This is a genomic window from Pseudomonas sp. AK181 (assembly GCF_051122975.1).
Classification (GTDB): domain Bacteria; phylum Pseudomonadota; class Gammaproteobacteria; order Pseudomonadales; family Pseudomonadaceae; genus Aquipseudomonas; species Aquipseudomonas lactis.
The window spans coordinates 5,629,600-5,648,966 of record NZ_CP146348.1 but is presented as its reverse complement, the minus strand read 5'-3'; the positions used below and the strand labels follow the sequence as shown (position 1 = coordinate 5,648,966).

Here is a 19,367-nt window from a genome sequence, read left to right as displayed (position 1 = left end):
TAAGGCAAGTGCGCTAGACGCGTATGAATGCTCGGACGGGCGTCAGTGCTCCAGCCTCTGCGCAACCCCGTGCAACAGCGGAAAGAGCATGGCCCATAACAGCGCCAGGCCGATCAGTGTTGGGGTGGTGCCGTACGCAAAACTCACGCCTGCCAATTGGCTGCCGGCGTAATAAGACAACGGCCCGCCCACCGCGCCTAGCAGGCTGGCCAGCCACCAGGGCTGTGCGCTCCAGGCCAGGCAATGCCGCAAGGTGGTGGCCAGCAAGGCCCATAACAGTATCAGCCACAGCGGAATCAGCGGCCCCGGCGTATTGAACTCAAACACGCCGAGCCCGCGCAGTGCGGTATCGACCAGTGTACCCAGCACCGTCACGGCCAGAATCACTCGCCCCTCCCTGGTCCATGAACTTATCCACAGCAGGTGCGCGCCCAGCGCCGCGATGCCGATCATCAGCCAACCGCTATCGCCACCGAGCACGCAGGCAAACCAGCCGCACTGAAACAGCACGGCATTGGCCAAGGATTTAAGCACTGAAACGCCCGAGCAACGGCGGATTGATGGCCGCCGGTTTGGCCAGCAGCAACTGTGCGGTGCCGATGGTGCGCTCCATAAAGCCGCCTTCGCAGTAGCACAGGTAAAACTCCCACAGGCGCAGGAAGTATTCGTCATAACCCAATTCCGCAAGACGGCCATGGGCGCGGCGAAAATTTTCGTGCCACAGGCGTAGGGTACGGGCGTAGTGCAGGCCGAAGTCTTCCATGTGCAGCAGGTTCATGTCGGTGTCGCGGCTGACGATCTGCAGCATGTTTTGTACACAGGGCAGCGCGCCGCCGGGGAAGATGTAGCGCTGGATAAAGTCAACGCTGCGCTTGGCCTGTTCAAAACGCTGTTCACGAATGGTGATGGCTTGCAGCAGCATCAGGCCGTCGGGCTTGAGCAACTGTGCGCACTGTTTGAAATAGGTGGGCAGGAAACGATGGCCCACCGCTTCAATCATTTCGATCGACACCAGTTTGTCGTACTCACCGGTGAGGTCGCGATAATCGCTCAGCAACACCGTCACTTGATCTTGCAGGCCCAGCGCCTCAATACGCTGCGCGGTGTAGGTGAACTGTTCCTTGGACAAGGTCGTGGTGGTGACCCGGCAACCGTAATGCTGCGCCGCATACAACGCCATGCTGCCCCAGCCGGTGCCGATTTCCAGCAGATGGTCGCTGGGCTTGAGCGCCAGTTTCTGGCAGATGCGCGCCAGCTTGTTCAGCTGTGCCTGCTCCAGGGTGTCATCAGGCGTGAGGAATTGCGCCGCCGAGTACATCATGGTGGGGTCGAGAAATTCTTCGAACAGGTCGTTGCCCAGGTCGTAATGGGCGGCGATATTTTTTTGCGAGCCTTTGCGTGTGTTGCGGTTGAGCCAGTGCAGGCCCTGGGTGAACGGCCGGGCCAGGCGAGCCAGGCCGCCCTCCATGGCGTCGAGCACCTCCAGGTTGCTGACCATCACCCGCACCACGGCGGTGAGGTCGGGGCTGGTCCAATAACCATGGATAAACGCTTCGCCGGCGCCGATCGAGCCATTGGCGGCCACCAGGCCCCAAACCGCCGCGTCGAGAATCTGGATCTCGCCCAGCAGGTGCGCTTCCCGTGCGCCGAAGACTTGCCGCTCGCCATCCTCGATGATCACCAACTGGCCATGGCGCAATTGGTTGAGCTGGCGCAACACGCCTTTGCGCAATAGCGCAGCAGTCATGCCGTTGACGTTCAGGCGGTTAGCCTTGACCGATAAGCTAGGGGATTTCATGGTGGCGATCCTTGGTATACCCGACTGCGGTGCGAGAGGCGCCATCGGCGGCCTGATGGGAAAAAATCGGAGTGCGTTTGAGCAGCAGGCGCAAGGCTTGCCAATAAATTGCAAGGCCGGTCTTGGCGGTCATCCAGGGAAAGCGCCATAAATAGCGATGCAGGCTGGCGCGGCTCAGTGCCTGTTTTTCCAGGCTCAAGGTGGCGTCGAAGACTTTTTGCGTGCCCTGCCAATCGGCCATGTGCACGCCGAGCCGGGCGGCGGGAGGGCTGAAACTCATGCGGTATTCCAGGTCGCGAGGTAAAAACGGCGACACATGGAAGGCCTTGGCCACGGCGAAATGCTGATGCTCATCGGCGCCCAGTGCCTGGGCGGGCAGCACGTAGTGATAGCGCTCGCGCCATGGGGTGTTGGTCACTTCACACAGGATCGCGGCCAGTTGCCCGTCAGCCTCGAAGCAGTAGAAGAAACTCACCGGGTTAAAAGCCAGGCCCCAACTGCGGGCCTGGGTCAGCAGGCAGATAGCGCCCTGGGGTGTTTGCCCCAGAGCCTTGCCGACTTCGTGGCGCACGGCATCGCTCAGGCTGATGCCGTGGCGGGTGAATTCACGCAGGTAATCCTGCTGGCGGAAACCGAAAGGCGCCAGGCGACCCGTGCCGGCCAGCGGCGAGAGCCCCAGTACTTCGTCCTCTTCGCTGAGGTCCAGGTACAGCAGGCCGATGCGGTAGCGAAAGGCGTGGGCCTTGGGCGTAAACCGGCGATGGGCGATCCAGCCGCTGTACAAGGCGCTGTTCACAGGGTTTCCCCAAAGGCCTGGGCCACACGCAGGGCGCTGACCACGCCGTCTTCGTGAAAACCGTTGGCCCAGTAGGCACCGCAGTAAAAGGTATTGCGCACGCCGTTCAATTCTTCCCAGCGTGCCTGCGCCGCCACTGCGGCCAAGCTGTATTGCGGATGCGCGTAGGTGTAGCGCGCCAGGATCTTCAGCGGGTTGATCATCGGCGTCTGGTTGAGGCTGACGCAAAAGGTGGTGGCGCTGTCGATGCCTTGCAGAATGTTCATGTCATAGGTGACGGCGGCCTGTTGTTGCGTGTTGCCCGTCAGCCGGTAGTTCCAGCTGGCCCAGGCCAGTTTGCGGTCGGGCAACAGGCGTGTGTCGGTGTGCAGCACCACGTCGTTGTTGGCGTAGGGCAGGGCACCGAGGATCTGTTGTTCGGCCTGGCTGGGGTCGTCGAGCAAGGCCAGGGCCTGATCGCTGTGGCAGGCGAATACCACGCGGTCAAAGGTTTCACTGCCGGCCGGGCTGTGGATAACTACACCTTCGTCGCTGCGTTGCACCTTATGCACAGGGCAGTTGAGCCGTATCTGTTCGCGAAAGCTGCGGGTCAGCGGCTCGATATAACGGCTGGAACCGCCTTCGATCACGCACCATTGCGGGCGGTTGCTCACCGAGAGCAAGCCGTGGTTCTTGAAGAAGCGCACAAAAAATTGCAGGGGGAACTTGAGCATATCGGCCAGGGACATCGACCAGATGGCCGCGCCCATCGGCACGATGTAATGCCGGATAAACCTGGGGCCATAACCGCCAGCGGTGAGGTAATCGCCCAGGGTCATGTCGGCGCTGATGCGCTGCTCCTGCAAGTCCAGCGGCGCCTGGCGATTGAAGCGCAGGATATCGCGCAACATGCCCCAGAACCCCGGCGACAGAATATTGCGGCGCTGGGCAAACAGGCTGTTGAGGTTGTTGCCGTTGTACTCAAAGCCGATGCTTTGGTCGCACACCGAAAAGCTCATCTCGGTGGGTTTGAACCTGACCCCGATTTGCTCCAGCAAGCGGATGAAATTCGGGTAGGTCCAGTCGTTGAACACAATGAAGCCCGTGTCCACCGCATAGCTTTTGCCGTCGACCGTCACGTTGGCCGTATGGGTATGCCCGCCAATGCAGTCACTGGCTTCGAACAGCGTAATGTCGTGGCGACGGCTGAGCAGGTAGGCGCTGGTCAACCCGGCGATGCCGCTGCCGATAATGGCGATCTTCACAGGTCGTCCTTCTTCGGTGGCGGGCTGCGCAGCATGCGTTTGCCGATGATCAATTGCGCGCGGTTGGGCAGCTTCGACAGCGGCCACAAAGTGGCAATGAACATGGCCGGAAAGGCGATTTCCAGCGGGCGTTTTTCCAGCTTGGCGAAGATGTGTTTCGCGGCTTTGTCGGCCGGCCAGCTCAAGGGCATGGGGAAATCATTGCGCTCGGTCAGCGGCGTGTCGACAAAGCCCGGGCTGATCACGGTGACGTCGATGTTTTCCGGCGACAGGCCGATACGCAGGGATTCGAACAAGTAACGCAGGCCGGCCTTGGATGCGCCGTAGGCTTCGGCGCGGGGCATGGGCAGGTAGGTCACGGCGCTGGCCACGCCCACCAGGTGCGGGGTACGCCCGGCGCGCAACAGCGGCAGCCCGGCCTCGATGCAATAACTGCTGGCCAGCAGGTTGGTGCGCACCACGTGTTCGATGATCGAGGCATCAAATTGCCGGGCGTCCACGTATTCGCAGGTGCCGGCGTTGAGGATCACCGTGTCCAGTGAACCCCAGACCTCGCGGATACGCTCACCGATCTCGCGCACGGTCTGGCTGTTGGTCAGGTCGCCGGCCACCACCAGCACCTGGCCTGGATAACGAAGGGCGAGGGCATCCAGCGGGCCTTGGGTGCGGGAACTGAGGGCCACGTGGGCGCCGCTGTCGAGCAACTCCACGGCCAGCGCGGCACCGATACCACTGCTGGCGCCGGTCAGCCAGTAACGACGGGGCGGTGTAAGGCTCATCCCATTCTCCTTTTCAGCCAACGAATAACGCGACCCAGTAGGGGGACATGTTCATAGAGCAGGGCGCCGGCATCGAAATAGTCGCGATGGCGGTAAATCTTGTCGTGCCACATCAAATGGGAACAGCCTGGCACCTCGATCATCTGGCCGCCGGCCAGGCGTGGGTGGCGAAAACGCATAGTCCAGCGCAGGTAGCCCTCGCCTTCGGCCACGGTATCGAAGCCGTGGAAGTCAAAATCCAGCTGGCTGACGTTGTTGTACAAGTCGGCAAAGTAGCGCCGCAACGCTGGCAGGCCCTGAACTTCATGCAGGGGGTCGGCAAAGGCGATGTCCTCGCTGTACAGGCTGCCGAGCAGGTGCAGGTTGTGCTTGTCCAGCGTGGCGAAGGTGTGGGCGAACTGGCGCAGGAAGTCACTCATGTTCGGCCATCTCCTGGCGCGAAGGCAGCCGGCGAAAGGCAGCCAAGGCGCGCTCGCGGGACTGTTTCAAATCGACAATGGCACGCGGGTAATCTGCCACGCCGAACTGGCCGCCGGCCGTTTCGGGGTTGTGCACTTGTTTTTTATTCAGCGCGGCCAGCTCCGGGAGCCAGCGTTTGATGAACACGCCGTCGCCGTCGAATTTTTCCGATTGGCTCAGTGGGCTGAATATCCGGAAATACGGCGCCGAGTCGGTGCCGGTGGACGAGCTCCACTGCCAGCCGCCGTTGTTGGCCGCCAGGTCGCCGTCGATCAGGTGGCGCATAAAGAAGCGCTCGCCTTCGCGCCAGTCGATCAGCAGGTTCTTGGTCAGGAACATTGCCACCACCATGCGCAGGCGATTATGCATCCAGCCGGTTTCCAGCAGTTGGCGCATGGCCGCGTCGATGATCGGCAAGCCGGTGCGCGCCTGTTGCCAGGCGGCCAGGTCTTCGGGCGCCTTGCGCCAGGCCAGCGCTTCGGTTTCCGGGCGGAACGCGCGGTGGCGGGAAACCCGTGGGTAGCCGACCAGGATGTGTTTGTAGAACTCGCGCCACAGCAGCTCGTTGATCCAGGTGATGGCGCCGATGTCGCCGCTTTCGAACTCGCCCTGGTTGGTTTGCAGCGCGGCGTGCAAGCACTGGCGCGGCGAAACCACACCGGCGGCCAGGTAGGCAGAAAGCTGACTGGTGCCGGGCTTGGCCGGGAAGTCGCGTTCGTCCTTGTAATAGCTGATCTGCTGATCGGCGAAGGCATCGAGGCGACGGCGCGCTTCGTCTTCGCCTGCGGGCCAGAGCGCACGCAAGGTTTCGCTGGGTGTCTGGAACCCTTCGACAGCCGTCGGCACAGGGTCGCTCTTCACGCCAAGTTCGGCCTGGGCCTTTGGCGTCGGCACCACGCGGGGCAGGGCGCTGTGCAGGCGGCTGTAGCAGACCTTGCGGAACTGGCTGAACACCTGGAAGTAGGTGCCGGTCTTGGTCAGCACGCTACCCGGTTTGAAAAACAGTTGGTCCAGGTAGCTGTGGAAGGTCACACCGTCAGCTTCCAGGGCCTGGGCCACGGCGCTGTCGCGGCGGCTCTCGTGAATGCCGTATTCCTCGTTGACGTGTACCGACTCCACCGACAGCTCGCTGCACAGTTGGCTCAGCACCGTCGGCGCCTGGTCCCAGGTCGCGGCATGGCGGATTAACAGCGGGATGTTGAGGTTGCCCAGTGCCTGGCTCAGGTGCTGCAGGTTGCGCAGCCAGAAATCGACTTTGCACGGCGCGTCATCGTGGGCCAGCCATTGCTCGGGCGTGATCAGGTAAACAGCCACGACGGGGCCACGCTGGCTCGCGGCAGCCAGGGCAGTGTTGTCGTGCAGGCGCAAGTCGGTGCGCAGCCAGATCAGATGCATTTAGACAATTCCACGCTGGATCAATAATTGATGGGCCGACAACAGGTCCTCGGCCACGGACAACTCAGGGATGTCTTGGGTTAATACGCCCAACTCGGCGTGGTGGATGCACACCGTTGGTCCGGCAATCACGGTTGGGCAACTTATTCCGCCCAACAGTTTGCTGAGTGCCGGCACCTGCAGGGCCTTGCTCGAATACAGCAGCACCGCACGCGGTTGCAGGTGTTCCACCGCCAGGGCCAGTTCGCCGACCGGCAACGGCCAATCGAACACTTCCACCGGGCAATCAGCACTGCTGGCTAGCCAAGCGCTTAGCCACAGGTGGGGTTCCAGGGGCAGGTCGGAATGATTGACCAGTAACAGCGGCGCGCCGTGGAGTTGACGATTGTTGTGATAGATACGTGCGCCGAGCTTGCTGCGCAACCACGACAGGAAGAACACCCGCTCCATCTGCGCGCCGAACTGGCCCTGCCAGCGCTGTTCCAGCTCGTTGAGCAGCGGCAGCATCAGTTGCTCGCACAAAGTGCGTGGCGGGTACAGCGCCATGGCCTGGTTGAACGCGTCATCGACCCGGCGCTCGGCCAGTTCACTGATGGCACTCACCAAGTGCTGGCGCAGGCTCTGCCACTCGTTTTCCATCGGTTCCGGGCTGCCTTGGGCGGAGTCGATCAGCCCTTTGACCTGGCTGACCGGCACACCGCGATTGAGCCAGGTGAGGATGGCCTGGATGCGTTGCACATGTTCGTCGCTGAACAACCGATGCCCTTTGGGCGTGCGCTGGGGCACGATAAGGCCATAGCGGCGCTCCCATGCGCGCAGCGTCACCGCATTCACGCCGGTCTGGCGCGCCACCTCGCGGATCGGCAGCCAGCCGTTTTCCAGGGCCAGGGCGAGGTCTTCGCCGGGTTCGTTGATACAGCTCATCGAGCTTCACCCCCACCTCGCTTTTCACATGCACGATCTGGTTCGACGGCGGTGGCGGCACATGGATGCAGGCGCCGAAATACGGCACCAGCAGAAACTCCGTAGTGCGGCCTTCTTCGCTGACTTCCAACGGCACGATATACCCCGGCAGGCGAATATGCTGGCCATCCAGGCTCTGCACCACCGGCGCGTTGGGCATGTCCTGCTTGGCCGCCGGCGCGGCTTCGGCGGACAAGGCATCGGCCATGTTCGACAGGTCGTGCAGCGGCTTCATATTGGGCACTTCAGGTGGCGCATCCGGCGGGATCATCTCCTGCCAGGACAAATCCTTGGGCTGCTCCTGCGCCCAGGCAGGCACGGCCATCAACAACAACAGGGCAAACAGGGCACGACGCATCGAAGCCTTCCTCATAAACGGATGGACAGGCCATCGGCCAAAGATTGGCGGTAGGCGCGCCACGCGGGCACGCTGCCCATCAACAGGGCGGCTGCCAGGATACCGGCGAGCAGCGTCCATTCATATTCGCTCGGCCACGACATCGGCAGGTCCAGGCCGTAATTGGCCTGCAAATAACCCCGCGAGGCGGCGATGCACAGGTACAGCAACCCCAGGCCCGCCACCACGCCGGACAAGGCCAGGGCGAAGGCTTCGAAGATCAGCAGCGTTGCGATGTGCCAAGGCCGCGCGCCCACCGACCGCAGGATCGCCATCTCGCGGCGGCGCTCGTTAAGGCTGGTGAGGATCGCCGTGAGCATGCCGATCAAACCGGTCAGCACCACGAACAGCGAGATCACAAACAAGGCTTTTTCGGCAGTGCCCATCATGCTCCACAGTTCTTGCAACGCCACGCCGGGCAGGATCGCCAGCATCGGCTCGCCACGGAATTCATTGATCTGCCGTTGCAAGGCAAAGGTGGAAATCTTGTTGTTCAGGCCGAGCATGAACGCGGTGATGGCTTGCGGCGTCAGGTCCATATTGCGCGCCTGGTCGGCACTGATGCGGCCTTTGCCCTGGGCCGGCACGCCGTTGTGCCAGTCGATATGAATCGCTTCCATGCCGCCGAGGCTGATATGCAGCGTGCGGTCCACCGGCGTGCCGGTGCGCTTGAGAATGCCGACCACCGTGAACGGCTTGTCGTCGTGCTTGACCAGGCTGACCACCGCCACGCCGTGGGCCAGCACCAGCTTGTCGCCGAGTTTGTAATGCAGGGCGTCGGCCACTTCGGCGCCGAGCACTACCTCGAATGGGTCGGTGGCGAAGGCGCGGCCGCTGGCCAGCTCGAGGTTTTGCTTGCGCCCGTACTGGTAGTGCTCGAAGTAGGACTCGTTGGTGCCCATCACCCGGTAGCCGCGATGGGAGTCGCCGAGGGAAATCGGGATCGCCCATTTCACTTGTGGGCTGGCGGCGAAGTGCTCGTAGCTGTCCCAACGGATGTTGTTGGTGGCGTTGCCGATGCGGAACACCGAATACAGCAGCAGGTTGACCGAGCCGGAACGGGCGCCGACGATCAAGTCGGTGCCGCTGATGGTGCTGGCGAAACTGTTGCGCGCCTCTACGCGCACACGCTCCACCGCGAGCAGCAAGCAGACGGACAGTGCGATGGCAAACGCGGTGAGGATCGCGGTAAAGCGGCGGTTAGCCAGGCTGGCCATGGCTAGACGGAACAGATACATCTCAAACCTCTGCGGGCATGGCGGCGCGATTGAGTTCGGCCAGCGACAGGTTGCGGTCGAACAGCGACGCCAGGCTCTGGTCATGGCTGACAAACAACAGGCTGGCACCCGCTTCGCGGCATTCAGCGAACAGCAACTGCAGGAAGGCTTCGCGGGCGTCGTAGTCCAAGGCCGAGGTGGGTTCGTCGGCGATCACCAGTTCTGGCTGGCCGATCAACGCACGGGCAGCGGCCACCCGTTGTTGTTGGCCGATGGACAGCGAATCGGCACGGCGTTCCAGCAGGCTTGGGTCCTTCAAACCCAGGTGTGCGAGCAGGGTGGCCGCGGCCTGGTCGACACTGCCGTGACGCTGTTTGGCCCGTTGCGCGCGCAGCTTGGAAAAGTGGCAAGGCAGCTCGACGTTTTCACGCACTGACAGAAACGGCAACAGGTTGAACTGCTGGAAGATATAGCCGGTGTGGTCCACACGGAAACGGTCACGGGCGCCGGCCGAGAGTTCGGTCAACTCCTGGCCGAGCAGGCGGATGCTGCCCTGGCTGGGCTTCTGCACACCGCCCAACAGCCCGAGCAATGTGGTCTTGCCACTGCCGCTCGGGCCCTTGAGGAACAAGGTTTCCCCGGGCTCCAGGCGGAACGCGGGGATGTCCAGCAACTGCGGGTGACCGGGCCAGTTGAAGCCCAGGTCGGACAGTTCGATTAACGCTTGAGTCATGGGAAGTCAGTGTCGCCTGGTAGTCGAAGATGGCGCCGATCCACTGTGGGAGCTGGCTTGCCTGCGATGGCATCGCTGCAGTGTGCCTGCTGCACCGCGTCGCCTGTATCGCAGGCAAGCCAGCTCCCACATGGGCATTGTTTTCACATCAGAACTTCAGGGTGGCGGCGGTGGCCGTTGCGTCAACACCTTGCTGACCGCTCGGGCCGATCAGTTGTACCTGAATTTTCTGGGTGGCGGGGAAGGTCTTGAATACCTGGCTCAAGTCCAGGTTGCCCAGGGCTGCCGGCGTGGCGCAGGTGAACTGGTAATGGGCGTGGATTTCACTGTGGTCGTGATCATGCTCGTGGGCGGCGGCGCCTTTGCCGTCGGTGGCGTGGTCATCGTCGTCATGCTCGGCTTCTGGTTTGTCACCGAACAACGGGCTGTTGAGTTCCTGGCTGCTGACCACACAACCTGCGGCCTTGGGCAGGTTGAACAGGGCCGATGGATTTTCCAGCTGTTTGCGCACGGCAGCGACCTTGGCTTTGTCGGCGGCGCTGGTTGCCACATGCTCGAAACCCACCAGGTTCATGGCCGGGCTGTCCAGTTCCAGCTCCAGGGCCTGGCCGTCCAGCACGGCATTCAGGCGCCCGACGCCATGTTCATGGGCGCCAAGGCTGCCGTGCTCGTGGTCATGGTCTTCATGGGCATGAGCGACAGCCAGTGGCAGCAGGGCAAACGGCAAAGCGAGCAGCAAACGGCGCATGAGAGGGCTCCAGGATGAAGGTTTTGTTATGTGATCTTATAACAATTGAGCCGAGAGTTTGACCGCCTGCTTGGTGTTGCGCAAGCTGCATGGGAGCATGCCCGTCAGAAAAAATGCAGGAGTAAGGACAATGTTGCGAATTCGTGGAACCATCGGCGACCTGCCGGTGGACTTGACCTTGGAGCTGGACGACGGCGATTGGGCGCGATTAGGCGCCCAACTGCAGGCTGCCCCAACGCCCAGCGCGCCCACTGCGGCACCGGTCAAACAGAACGAAGACTTGTGGCAGAACGCCCAGGATTTACTGCGCAAGGCCGGGCAACTCAATGGCCTGGAGTTGCTCGACCAACTCGAGGGCTTGGCCGGCGATGCAGGGGCGGGCAAGCGCCTGCTGGTGCGCCTGCGCCACAGCACGAACGTGAAGGTGGCCAGCGGCGGCGACACCCCGCTCTACACCTGGGTCGGCCCTTTGTAGGAGCGAGCTCGCTCGCGAAAAACGTCAACGGTAACGCGGTCACCCTGAATGAACGCGGCGCCTATGGGTTTTTCGCGAGCAAGGTTGGGTTAGTACAGCGCGGCAAACAACTTGCGGCGGTACACCGTGACCAGCGGGTGATCATTGCCCAGCAATTCGAACACCTGCAGCAAGGTCTTGTGGGGCAGGCCTTCGCTGTAGCTGCGGTTGCGGATAAACAACTTGAGCAAGCCTTCCAGCGCCGCGTCGTATTGCTGGCGCGCCAGTTGCTGGACCGCCAACTGATAGGCCGCTTCGTCATCCTGCGGGTTTTGCGCCAGACGGCTTTTCAGCTCGGCAGCGTCCGGCAAGTCCGCAGCCTGGCGCAGGAAGGTGATTTGCGCCTTGGCCCCGGCCAGCGCGGCCTTGTGGTCGTCGCTCTTGACCGCGTCGAGCACGGCCTGGGCTTCACCCAACTCACCGCGCTCAGCCAGGCAACGTGCATACAGGATCAGCGCGGCGGCGTTGGTGTTGTCCTCGCCCAACAACTGAACAAGCAGCGCTTCAGCCTCGCTGATGCGCCCTTCGCTGAACAGCGCCTGAGCCTGCTCCAGCGGGTCCGCCGCAGCCGGTGGTGGCATTTGCACATGGGGCTCCAGCATTGCCCGTACTGCCGACTCCGGCTGTGCCCCGGCAAAACCGTCCACCGGTTGGCCATCCTTGAACAGCACCACCGTCGGCAGGCTTTGAATGCCAAAACGCGCCACGATGTCCTGTTCGGCTTCGCAGTCGACTTTGGCCAGCAGCAACTCGCCCTGATAACTCTCGGCAATCTTCGCCAGCATCGGCATCAGCGCTTTGCAGGGAGCGCACCACTCGGCCCAGAAATCGACCAGTACGGGCTTTTCGAAGGAGTTCTGGATAACGGCCTGGTCGAAGTTGGCGGTGGTGACGTCGAAGATGTACGGCGTGGGCTCACTCATGGGGGCGTCTCGAATAAAGCGGGAATGGGGGCAACTATAAGGGCTGACGAGGTTGGCTGAAAGCATCCTGGTGGCTCCCACCTTGAAATGCATCCCCCTGTGCGGGCTTGCCCGCGAAGGCCATAGGTATCTACACAACTTCGGTACGACGCTAACCTGTGGTGAAGGAGCTTGCTCCCGTGACGACCGGACAGCCGGCGCATATCCATCTGACGCCCCGCGATCCAAATGTGGGAGCTGGCTTGCCTGCGATGGCGGCCTGACAGTCAACACAGTTGGACCGGGTACATATCCGTTATTTAGGTAACGGCCACTCGGGGTTCCGCTCTGACAGCGGCTCACTTTTGAAAAGCGCAAAAGTAAGCAAAACGCTCTTGCCCCACCACTCGGCACCTCGCTTAGGCTCGGTGTGCCCGAACGCAGACTTGAATCCGTGGGCCGCCGCCACGCGCCATCCATGGCGCGGGGCGGCTAACCCGGCGTCCTGCCGGGTTACCCACGGATTCAAGCCTGCGTTCGGCCAGCGTGGTTTAACGGGGCGCCTGAGATCAAAAGCAGATCAAGAGCAAGATCAACAGCGGCTCGCTTCGCATCGTGGTTGCCGTCGACTGCTACAGAGTTGTGTAGATACCTATGCCGCGATGGCCTCAAGCACGCCGCGAATGGTACAGGCTCACCTTACGAAACTCCCAAGGCTCAGCCAGGTCCGGCAGGGTCAAGGCCTCGAGGATCTCCAGCCGCCGGTAATCCGGATGCTGGAAATCCCGTACCCGCGAATCCGCCACCAGCGCTTCGCGGCCACGGGTGAGGAACTGATCCAGCAACGGCAGGTTGGCGCGGTCGTAGAGCACGTCGGCCACCAGGATCAGGTCGAAGCGGTCGGCTTCGGCAAAAAAGTCTGCCGAATAACTCAGCGCCACCTGGTTGAGCTCGGCATTCGCGCGGCAAGCGGCCAAGGCCAGTGGGTCCAGGTCGCAGGCCACCACCTCCAGGGCGCCAGCCTTGACGGCGGCGATCCCGGCCACGCCCGAACCTGCGCCGAAATCCAGCACGCGTTTGCCGGCGACCCACTCGGGATGCGCCGCCAGGTAACGCGCCAACGCCAGGCCGCTGGCCCAGCAAAAGCTCCAGTAGGGCGGCTCATGCAGGATGCGCCGGGTTTCTTCCTGGCTGAAGGCACGGTCCATGTTGTCGGCATCCAGCAGCCACAACGACAACGCGGTGCCCGGTAACGGGCAGGGCACCAATTGCGCATCGCCAATCAACGCGCTCAAGGCGTGTTGCAGGCCCAGCGGTGGCGTCATGGCGCCTTGACGAGTTGCAGGGGGCCGGTGGTCTGGGTGATCGCCTGGGTGACGCGCACAGCAGGCAGATGCAGGATCAACTGGCCGGACTGGCTGGCGCGGCCGCGCAATTCCACGCGGGCACCGGCCGGGAAGGCTTCAGGGTTGAAGCGCAGGCGGAAGGCTAGGGGCTTGCCGTTGCCGCTCAGTACGCTGCTGGCGAGCAGTTGCTGGGGGCGCGAACGGTCGTCGATCACCAAGAGCGCCATCTCGACTTCGGCGCCAGCCGGCACGTTGGTCAGGCTGCCGCTGATTTCGCGCTGATAGGCGGGCAGGGGGCCGAGGTCTTCAATGCCTGGGACTTTTTTCTCTTGCGCCGGGGTGGGTTGAGGCGCGGCCGGCTTGGGGGCTTCGCTGCTGCAGGCGACCAGAAAACTGAACAGGCTGAGTAGAACGAGTGGTCGTAACTGCATGTACGGCTCCAGAAAGGACAAAATCCGTGGCTTAAAAATATGAAACATATAAGCCTGCCTATATACCGTAAAGGCTATGGCTTGTCTTGCCACAGGGATGCGCTACCATGGCCCTCCCATTTTTTGTTGCCTGCCAACCATGCACTGTCCCTTCTGCGGTGCCAACGACACCAAGGTCATCGACTCGCGTCTGGTCGCCGAGGGCGACCAAGTGCGTCGCCGGCGCGAATGCCTGGCCTGTGGTGAGCGTTTCACCACCTTCGAAACCGCCGAACTGGTGTTGCCGCGTCTGATCAAGTCCGACGGCAGCCGCCAGCCTTTCGACGAAGAAAAACTGCGCGCCGGTATGCAGCGCGCCCTGGAAAAACGCCCCGTGAGTGTCGAGCGCCTGGAAGCGGCGCTGGTGCACATCAAGCACAAGCTGCGGGCGACCGGCGAGCGCGAGGTCAAGAGCCTGGTGGTCGGTGAGCTGGTGATGGGCGAGCTGCAAAAGCTCGACGAAGTCGCCTATATCCGTTTTGCCTCGGTGTATCGACGCTTCCAGGACCTCAATGAGTTCCGCGAAGAGATCGACCGCCTGGCCCGTGAGCCCTCCAAACAATGACCTCTGAACAGGCTGTGCTCGACGCCCACTACATGGCCCGCGCCCTCGAATTGGCGCGCAAGGGCCTGTACACCACCCATCCCAACCCGCGGGTTGGCTGCGTGATTGTGCGTGACGGGCAGATTGTCGGCGAAGGCTGGCATGAGCGCACCGGCGAACCCCATGCCGAGCCCAATGCCCTGCGCGCCGCGGGCGACAAGGCCCGTGGCGCGACGGTGTACGTGACTCTTGAACCGTGCAGCCATCATGGCCGTACGCCGCCCTGCGCCGATGCGCTGGTGACCGCCGGCGTCGCCCGGGTGGTGGCCGGCATGCAGGACCCGAACCCGGAAGTGGCCGGGCGGGGCATGCAGCGCCTAGCCCAGGCCGGTATCGAGGTGCGCAGCGGTGTGCTCGAAGCCCAAGCGCGGGCGCTTAACCCCGGCTTCCTCAAACGCATGGAACACGGCCTGCCGTTCGTGCGGGTCAAGCTGGCGATGAGCCTGGACGGCCGCACGGCGATGGCCAGCGGCGAAAGCCAATGGATCACCGGCCCCGCTGCCCGTGCTGCGGTACAGCGCTTGCGTGCCGAGGCCAGTGTGGTGCTGACCGGTGCCGACACGGTACTGGCCGACGGTGCCCGCTTGACCGTACGCGCCGCCGAACTGGGCCTGGACGAAGCAACCACCGCCCTGGCCATGTCGCGCCCGCCGTTGCGCGTGCTGATCGATGGCCGCCTGCGGGTGCCGCTCAACGCACCGTTCTTCAAGGCCGGCCCGGCATTGGTCATCACCTGCGTCACCCCGGAGAACCAGTTCCCCCGTGGCCCCGAGTGCCTGGTGGTGCCGGGCGTGGAAGGCCAGGTTGACCTGCGCTCGGCATTGGTCGCCCTGGCTGCCCGTGGCGTCAACGATGTGTTGGTGGAAGCCGGCCCAAGCCTGGCTGGCGCGTTTGCCCAACAAGGCCTGGTGGATGAGTACGTGATATTCATCGCCGGCAAGTTCCTCGGCTCCGCTGCCCGCCCGTTGCTGGACTGGCCGCTTGAGAAGTTGGCCGATGCCCCCCAACTCAAGATTACCGAAATGCGCGCTGTGGGCGACGACTGGCGAGTCACTGCCATCCCTATGCCAGCAGCGAGCGTATAATTCCCGGCCTGCGCTTAAGCGGCAGCCCTCTCGTTTTCAGGAGAACGAAATGTTCACCGGCATTATCGAATCCATCGGCAGCATCCGTGCAATGACCCCCAAAGGCGGCGATGTCCGCCTGCTGGTTGAAACCGGCAAGCTGGACCTCGGCGACGTCAAGCTGGGCGACAGCATCGCCGTCAGTGGCGTATGCCTGACCGTCATCGAGCTGCCGGGCAACGGCTTTGCTGCCGATGTCAGCCGGGAAACCCTGGACTGCACCGCGATGAATGATCTTGCGGCCGGCAGCCCGGTCAATCTGGAAAAAGCCCTGACGCCGACCACCCGCCTGGGCGGTCACCTGGTCAGCGGCCATGTCGACGGCGTCGGCGAAGTGGTCGCCCGCAGCGAAAACGCCCGCGCGGTGGAATTCCGTATCCGCGCGCCCAAAGAGCTGGCCAAGTACATCGCCCACAAAGGCTCGATCACCGTCGATGGCACCAGCCTGACCGTGAACGCCGTGAATGGCGCCGAATTCGAACTGACCATCATTCCCCACACCCTCAGCGAAACCATCATGGCCTCGTACCAGCCGGGCCGCCGGGTGAACCTGGAAGTGGACTTGCTTGCCCGTTACCTGGAGCGCCTGTTGTTGGGCGAAAAGGCCGCAGAGCCTGCAACCGGTAACATCACCGAAAGTTTTCTGGCCGCTAACGGCTACCTGAAATCCTGACCAAGGGGGTGCCGCGTGGCGCTCAATAGCATCGAAGAACTGGTTGAAGACATCCGCCAAGGCAAGATGGTCATCCTCATGGATGACGAAGATCGCGAGAACGAAGGCGATATCATCATGGCCGCCGAGGCGTGCAAGCCCGAGCACATCAACTTCATGGCCAAGCACGCCCGTGGGCTGATCTGCATGCCCATGAGCCGCGAACGCTGCGAATTGCTCAAGCTGCCCTTGATGGCGCCGCGCAATGGCTCGGGTTTCGGCACCAAGTTCACCGTGTCCATTGAAGCCACCACGGGCGTCACCACCGGCATTTCCGCCGCTGACCGCGCCCGCACCGTGCAAGCCGCCGCTGCGAAAGACGCCAAGGCCGAAGACATCGTCAGCCCGGGCCACATCTTCCCGCTGATGGCCCAACCGGGCGGTACGCTGGCCCGCGCCGGCCACACCGAAGCCGCCTGCGACCTGGCGCGCATGGCCGGTTTCGAGCCAAGCGGGGTGATCTGCGAAGTGATGAACGACGATGGCACCATGGCCCGTCGTACTGAACTCGAAGCCTTTGCCGCCGAGCACAACCTCAAGATCGGTACCATCGCCGACCTGATTCACTACCGCATGATCCACGAACGTACCGTTCAGCGGATTGCCGAGCAGCCACTGGACAGCGAACTGGGCCAATTCAATTTGGTGACCTACCGTGATTCAGTGGAAGGCGACGTGCACATGGCCCTGACCCTGGGCAACATTTGCGCCGAAGAGCCGACCCTGGTGCGCGTGCACAATATGGACCCTCTGCGTGACCTGCTGATGGTCAAGCAGCCAGGCCGCTGGAGCCTGCGCGCCGCCATGGCCGCGGTTTCCGAGGCTGGCAGCGGTGTGGTGCTGTTGCTTGGTCACCCGCTGGACGGCGATGTATTGCTGGCGCATATCCGCGAAACCGCTGATGCCGTGCCGGTTAAAAAGCCGACCACCTACAGCATCGTTGGTGCCGGTTCGCAGATCCTGCGCGACCTCGGTGTGCGCAAAATGCGCCTGATGAGCGCACCGATGAAATTTAATGCGATATCCGGATTCGACCTGGAAGTTGTAGAATACGTGCCCTCCGAATAAAGGCCGGCGATTCTTGCCCCTTGTTCGCGGTTAAATCATCACTGAGGGACGCACTTTTCGCGTCCCGGCTCTTTAAGAGATTTGTCGAATGACCCTGAAGACCATCGAAGGTACCTTCATCGCCCCCAAAGGCCGCTATGCCCTAGTGGTTGGCCGCTTCAACAGCTTCGTGGTTGAAAGCCTGGTAAGCGGTGCGGTTGACGCCCTGGTTCGCCACGGCGTGAGCGAGAGCGATATCACCCTTATCCGCGCGCCTGGCGCCTTCGAAATTCCACTGGTTGCGCAAAAAGTTGCTCAGCAGGGTGAATACGCGGCGATCATCGCCTTGGGCGCAGTGATTCGTGGCGGCACCCCGCACTTCGAATACGTGGCCGGCGAATGCACCAAGGGCCTGGCCCAGGTGTCCATGGAGTTCGGCGTGCCAGTCGCTTTCGGCGTACTGACCGTGGATTCCATCGAACAAGCCATCGAGCGTTCCGGCACCAAGGCCGGTAACAAAGGCGCCGAAGCTGCCTTGTCCGCCCTGGAAATGGTCAGCCTGCTGTCGCAGTTGGAGGCCAAGTGATTTCCGACGAGAGCGATCAGTTCAACCCTCAGGACCCGCGTCCTGCCGATGCCGGCAAACCGTCCAAGAGCGAGAAGCGCCGCAAGGCGCGTCAACTTGCGACCCAGGCGCTGTACCAGCGTCACCTGGCGGGCGCTTCGCTGAACGAAATCGAGGCACAGTTTCGCGTCGATAACGATTTCACCTTCGCCGACCAGAGCTACTTCCACGACATCCTGCACGGCGTGCACGCCAACCTGACCGAGATCGACACAGCCCTGGCGCCTTGCCTGGACCTGACCATCGAAGAACTCGACCCGGTTGAGCTGTGCGTGATGCGCTTGTCCACCTGGGAACTGCTCAAGCGCGTTGACGTGCCGTACCGCGTGGTGATCAACGAAGGCATCGAACTGGCGAAAGTCTACGGTTCGACCGACGGCCACAAGTTCGTCAACGGCGTGCTCGACAAACTGGCCCCGCGCCTGCGTGAAGCCGAAGTGAAGGAACACAAGCGCTAATCTGCGCTTGAGTCTTCAATGGGTGAGTTTGAGCTGATCCGCACCTACTTCGCCGCCGCGCCTTGTGCGCAAGGCGGCGAAGGCATTGCCCTGGGGATCGGCGACGACTGCGCCTTGCTGGCGCTTCCCGCTGGGGAGCAACTGGCAGTTTCCACCGATACGCTGGTGGCGGGCGTGCATTTTGCCGACCCCTGTGACCCGTTCCTGCTCGGCCAGCGCTCGCTGGCCGTGGCGGTGAGCGACCTGGCCGCCATGGGCGCCCAGCCCCTCGCGTTTACCCTTGCCCTGACCACGCCGAGCGTCGAAGCCGATTGGCTGCAACGCTATGCCCAAGGCTTGAACGCCATGGCGCAAAGCTGCGGCGTAGGCTTGGTGGGCGGCGATACCACCCGTGGGCCGCTGAGCCTCACCTTGACCGTGTTCGGCCGTGTGCCGGCTGGCCAGGCCTTGACGCGCAGCGGTGCTCAGCCGGGTGATTTGCTGTGTGTCGGCGGCGAGCTGGGCAATGCCGCGGGCGCCTTGCCGCTGGTATTGGGGCAACGCACGGCTGACGCGGTCATTGCCGAGCCGCTGCTGGCGCATTACTGGTCGCCGCAACCGCAGCTGGCCCTGGGGCTGGCGTTGCGGGGCAAAGCGACTGCGGCCATGGATATCTCCGATGGGCTGCTGGCCGATTGCGGACATATCGCCAAGGCGTCAGCGGTGCGCCTGGTGGTTGAGCGCCACCGGTTGCCGTTGTCTGCGCCCTTGCTGGCGTTTGTCGGTGAAGACCAGGCTCAAGTGGCGGCGTTGAGCGGAGGCGACGACTACGTGCTGGCGTTCACCTTGCCACCGTCCCAGTTGGCACCGTTGCAGGCCGCTGGCTGGCCAGTGCACGTGATCGGCCGAGTCGAAGCGGGGCAGGGCGTGACGCTGCTCGACGGCAACGGCCAGGACATCACCCCGGCTGTGCGCGGCTACCAGCATTTTCGCCAGACGCCCTAAGCCGGCGCTCTGCGCTACCCTTTATACGATTATCCCGAGTAAGAGGCCGTGA

At 62.8% G+C, this 19,367-nt stretch carries 22 protein-coding genes and 1 pseudogene; 8 read left to right on the top strand and 15 right to left on the bottom strand.

What is annotated here, in order from left to right:
* Positions 1-42: 42 nt before the first annotated feature.
* The 12 genes and pseudogenes from V8689_RS25850 to V8689_RS25795 form a co-directional block, all read right to left on the bottom strand.
* Entirely contained in the window at positions 43-534 is a 492-nt protein-coding gene (locus V8689_RS25850) for a DUF2878 domain-containing protein (protein ID WP_056785371.1), read from the bottom strand.
* Positions 527-1,798 carry an SAM-dependent methyltransferase gene (locus V8689_RS25845; protein WP_056785367.1) on the bottom strand — a complete coding sequence of 424 codons (1,272 nt, stop codon included), beginning with the start codon at positions 1,796-1,798 and terminating at the stop codon, positions 527-529. Before V8689_RS25845 ends, V8689_RS25850 begins: the two co-directional genes overlap by 8 nt.
* Positions 1,785-2,594, bottom strand: a complete 810-nt coding sequence (locus V8689_RS25840; RefSeq protein ID WP_056785364.1) for a DUF1365 domain-containing protein — start codon at positions 2,592-2,594, stop codon at positions 1,785-1,787. The genes V8689_RS25845 and V8689_RS25840 overlap by 14 nt, the downstream gene beginning before the upstream one ends.
* On the bottom strand, positions 2,591-3,838 hold the full coding sequence (locus V8689_RS25835) for an NAD(P)/FAD-dependent oxidoreductase (RefSeq protein WP_056785361.1): 1,248 nt from the start codon (positions 3,836-3,838) through the stop codon (positions 2,591-2,593). Before V8689_RS25835 ends, V8689_RS25840 begins: the two co-directional genes overlap by 4 nt.
* Positions 3,835-4,617, bottom strand: coding sequence for an SDR family NAD(P)-dependent oxidoreductase (locus V8689_RS25830; RefSeq protein ID WP_056785359.1), 783 nt, complete (start codon positions 4,615-4,617; stop codon positions 3,835-3,837). The genes V8689_RS25835 and V8689_RS25830 overlap by 4 nt, the downstream gene beginning before the upstream one ends.
* Positions 4,614-5,036 (bottom strand): nuclear transport factor 2 family protein, encoded by a 423-nt coding sequence (locus tag V8689_RS25825; protein ID WP_056785357.1) that lies wholly within the window; start codon positions 5,034-5,036, stop codon positions 4,614-4,616. The genes V8689_RS25830 and V8689_RS25825 overlap by 4 nt, the downstream gene beginning before the upstream one ends.
* Positions 5,029-6,471 (bottom strand): deoxyribodipyrimidine photo-lyase, encoded by a 1,443-nt coding sequence (phrB, locus tag V8689_RS25820; RefSeq protein ID WP_056785356.1) that lies wholly within the window; start codon positions 6,469-6,471, stop codon positions 5,029-5,031. The genes V8689_RS25825 and phrB overlap by 8 nt, the downstream gene beginning before the upstream one ends.
* Positions 6,472-7,395 carry a MerR family transcriptional regulator gene (locus V8689_RS25815; RefSeq protein ID WP_434520648.1) on the bottom strand — a complete coding sequence of 308 codons (924 nt, stop codon included), beginning with the start codon at positions 7,393-7,395 and terminating at the stop codon, positions 6,472-6,474.
* A pseudogene (locus V8689_RS25810) lies at positions 7,382-7,792 on the bottom strand (DUF3299 domain-containing protein); the annotation flags it as partial. The gene V8689_RS25815 and the pseudogene V8689_RS25810, both read right to left, overlap by 14 nt.
* Before the next feature lie 11 nt (positions 7,793-7,803).
* Positions 7,804-9,069, bottom strand: a complete 1,266-nt coding sequence (locus tag V8689_RS25805) for an ABC transporter permease (protein WP_056785259.1) — start codon at positions 9,067-9,069, stop codon at positions 7,804-7,806.
* Position 9,070: 1 nt separating this feature from the next.
* Complete coding sequence (locus tag V8689_RS25800; protein ID WP_044269070.1) at positions 9,071-9,781, bottom strand: ABC transporter ATP-binding protein; 711 nt, start codon at positions 9,779-9,781, stop codon at positions 9,071-9,073.
* A gap of 148 nt (positions 9,782-9,929) precedes the next feature.
* A complete protein-coding gene (locus tag V8689_RS25795) occupies positions 9,930-10,529 on the bottom strand; it encodes a DUF2796 domain-containing protein (RefSeq protein ID WP_056785257.1) in 600 nt (199 codons plus the stop codon).
* A gap of 130 nt (positions 10,530-10,659) precedes the next feature.
* Here V8689_RS25795 and V8689_RS25790 point away from each other — a divergent pair, with 130 nt between their 5' ends.
* The gene (locus V8689_RS25790; protein WP_056785253.1) at positions 10,660-11,004 is read left to right on the top strand and encodes a hypothetical protein; all 345 of its coding nucleotides are present in this window, start codon (positions 10,660-10,662) and stop codon (positions 11,002-11,004) included.
* Between the two features lie 89 nt (positions 11,005-11,093).
* Here V8689_RS25790 and trxA read toward each other — a convergent pair whose 3' ends face one another.
* The 3 genes from trxA to V8689_RS25775 form a co-directional block, all read right to left on the bottom strand.
* Positions 11,094-11,966, bottom strand: a complete 873-nt coding sequence (gene trxA / locus V8689_RS25785; RefSeq protein WP_056785251.1) for a thioredoxin — start codon at positions 11,964-11,966, stop codon at positions 11,094-11,096.
* A gap of 647 nt (positions 11,967-12,613) precedes the next feature.
* On the bottom strand, positions 12,614-13,270 hold the full coding sequence (locus V8689_RS25780) for a class I SAM-dependent methyltransferase (RefSeq protein ID WP_044269058.1): 657 nt from the start codon (positions 13,268-13,270) through the stop codon (positions 12,614-12,616).
* Complete coding sequence (locus V8689_RS25775) at positions 13,267-13,722, bottom strand: YbaY family lipoprotein (RefSeq protein WP_056785249.1); 456 nt, start codon at positions 13,720-13,722, stop codon at positions 13,267-13,269. Before V8689_RS25775 ends, V8689_RS25780 begins: the two co-directional genes overlap by 4 nt.
* A 139-nt stretch (positions 13,723-13,861) precedes the next feature.
* Between V8689_RS25775 and nrdR the strand changes: the two genes are divergently transcribed.
* The 7 genes from nrdR to thiL all read left to right on the top strand — a co-directional run bounded on the left by nrdR (position 13,862) and on the right by thiL (position 19,315).
* Complete coding sequence (gene nrdR / locus V8689_RS25770; RefSeq protein WP_019818855.1) at positions 13,862-14,326, top strand: transcriptional regulator NrdR; 465 nt, start codon at positions 13,862-13,864, stop codon at positions 14,324-14,326.
* Entirely contained in the window at positions 14,323-15,450 is a 1,128-nt protein-coding gene (gene ribD / locus V8689_RS25765) for a bifunctional diaminohydroxyphosphoribosylaminopyrimidine deaminase/5-amino-6-(5-phosphoribosylamino)uracil reductase RibD (protein ID WP_056785247.1), read from the top strand. Before nrdR ends, ribD begins: the two co-directional genes overlap by 4 nt.
* 49 nt (positions 15,451-15,499) lie before the next feature.
* Positions 15,500-16,162, top strand: a complete 663-nt coding sequence (locus V8689_RS25760) for a riboflavin synthase (protein WP_003194580.1) — start codon at positions 15,500-15,502, stop codon at positions 16,160-16,162.
* A 15-nt stretch (positions 16,163-16,177) separates the two neighbouring features.
* Positions 16,178-17,269 carry a bifunctional 3,4-dihydroxy-2-butanone-4-phosphate synthase/GTP cyclohydrolase II gene (gene ribBA / locus V8689_RS25755; protein ID WP_003194579.1) on the top strand — a complete coding sequence of 364 codons (1,092 nt, stop codon included), beginning with the start codon at positions 16,178-16,180 and terminating at the stop codon, positions 17,267-17,269.
* 88 nt (positions 17,270-17,357) lie between these two features.
* Entirely contained in the window at positions 17,358-17,834 is a 477-nt protein-coding gene (gene ribH, locus V8689_RS25750) for a 6,7-dimethyl-8-ribityllumazine synthase (protein ID WP_003194576.1), read from the top strand.
* Positions 17,831-18,331, top strand: coding sequence for a transcription antitermination factor NusB (gene nusB, locus V8689_RS25745; RefSeq protein ID WP_014720126.1), 501 nt, complete (start codon positions 17,831-17,833; stop codon positions 18,329-18,331). The genes ribH and nusB overlap by 4 nt, the downstream gene beginning before the upstream one ends.
* Positions 18,332-18,349: 18 nt before the next feature.
* On the top strand, positions 18,350-19,315 hold the full coding sequence (thiL, locus tag V8689_RS25740; RefSeq protein WP_056785244.1) for a thiamine-phosphate kinase: 966 nt from the start codon (positions 18,350-18,352) through the stop codon (positions 19,313-19,315).
* The last annotated feature ends 52 nt before the right edge of the window (positions 19,316-19,367 follow it).

Excerpts from the sequence above, each read along its gene's own strand:
- V8689_RS25845 (WP_056785367.1), bottom strand. The coding sequence starts at position 1,798 with ATGAAATCCCCTAGCTTATCGGTCAAGGCTAACCGCCTGAACGTCAAC.
- thiL (WP_056785244.1), top strand. The coding sequence starts at position 18,350 with ATGGGTGAGTTTGAGCTGATCCGCACCTACTTCGCCGCCGCGCCTTGT.
- V8689_RS25815 (WP_434520648.1), bottom strand. The coding sequence starts at position 7,395 with ATGAGCTGTATCAACGAACCCGGCGAAGACCTCGCCCTGGCCCTGGAA.
- V8689_RS25760 (WP_003194580.1), top strand. The coding sequence starts at position 15,500 with ATGTTCACCGGCATTATCGAATCCATCGGCAGCATCCGTGCAATGACC.
- V8689_RS25800 (WP_044269070.1), bottom strand. The coding sequence starts at position 9,781 with ATGACTCAAGCGTTAATCGAACTGTCCGACCTGGGCTTCAACTGGCCC.
- V8689_RS25775 (WP_056785249.1), bottom strand. The coding sequence starts at position 13,722 with ATGCAGTTACGACCACTCGTTCTACTCAGCCTGTTCAGTTTTCTGGTC.
- trxA (WP_056785251.1), bottom strand. The coding sequence starts at position 11,966 with ATGAGTGAGCCCACGCCGTACATCTTCGACGTCACCACCGCCAACTTC.
- phrB (WP_056785356.1), bottom strand. The coding sequence starts at position 6,471 with ATGCATCTGATCTGGCTGCGCACCGACTTGCGCCTGCACGACAACACT.
- ribD (WP_056785247.1), top strand. The coding sequence starts at position 14,323 with ATGACCTCTGAACAGGCTGTGCTCGACGCCCACTACATGGCCCGCGCC.
- V8689_RS25830 (WP_056785359.1), bottom strand. The coding sequence starts at position 4,617 with ATGAGCCTTACACCGCCCCGTCGTTACTGGCTGACCGGCGCCAGCAGT.
- nrdR (WP_019818855.1), top strand. The coding sequence starts at position 13,862 with ATGCACTGTCCCTTCTGCGGTGCCAACGACACCAAGGTCATCGACTCG.
- ribH (WP_003194576.1), top strand. The coding sequence starts at position 17,358 with ATGACCCTGAAGACCATCGAAGGTACCTTCATCGCCCCCAAAGGCCGC.
- V8689_RS25780 (WP_044269058.1), bottom strand. The coding sequence starts at position 13,270 with ATGACGCCACCGCTGGGCCTGCAACACGCCTTGAGCGCGTTGATTGGC.
- V8689_RS25825 (WP_056785357.1), bottom strand. The coding sequence starts at position 5,036 with ATGAGTGACTTCCTGCGCCAGTTCGCCCACACCTTCGCCACGCTGGAC.
- V8689_RS25790 (WP_056785253.1), top strand. The coding sequence starts at position 10,660 with ATGTTGCGAATTCGTGGAACCATCGGCGACCTGCCGGTGGACTTGACC.
- V8689_RS25795 (WP_056785257.1), bottom strand. The coding sequence starts at position 10,529 with ATGCGCCGTTTGCTGCTCGCTTTGCCGTTTGCCCTGCTGCCACTGGCT.
- V8689_RS25805 (WP_056785259.1), bottom strand. The coding sequence starts at position 9,069 with ATGTATCTGTTCCGTCTAGCCATGGCCAGCCTGGCTAACCGCCGCTTT.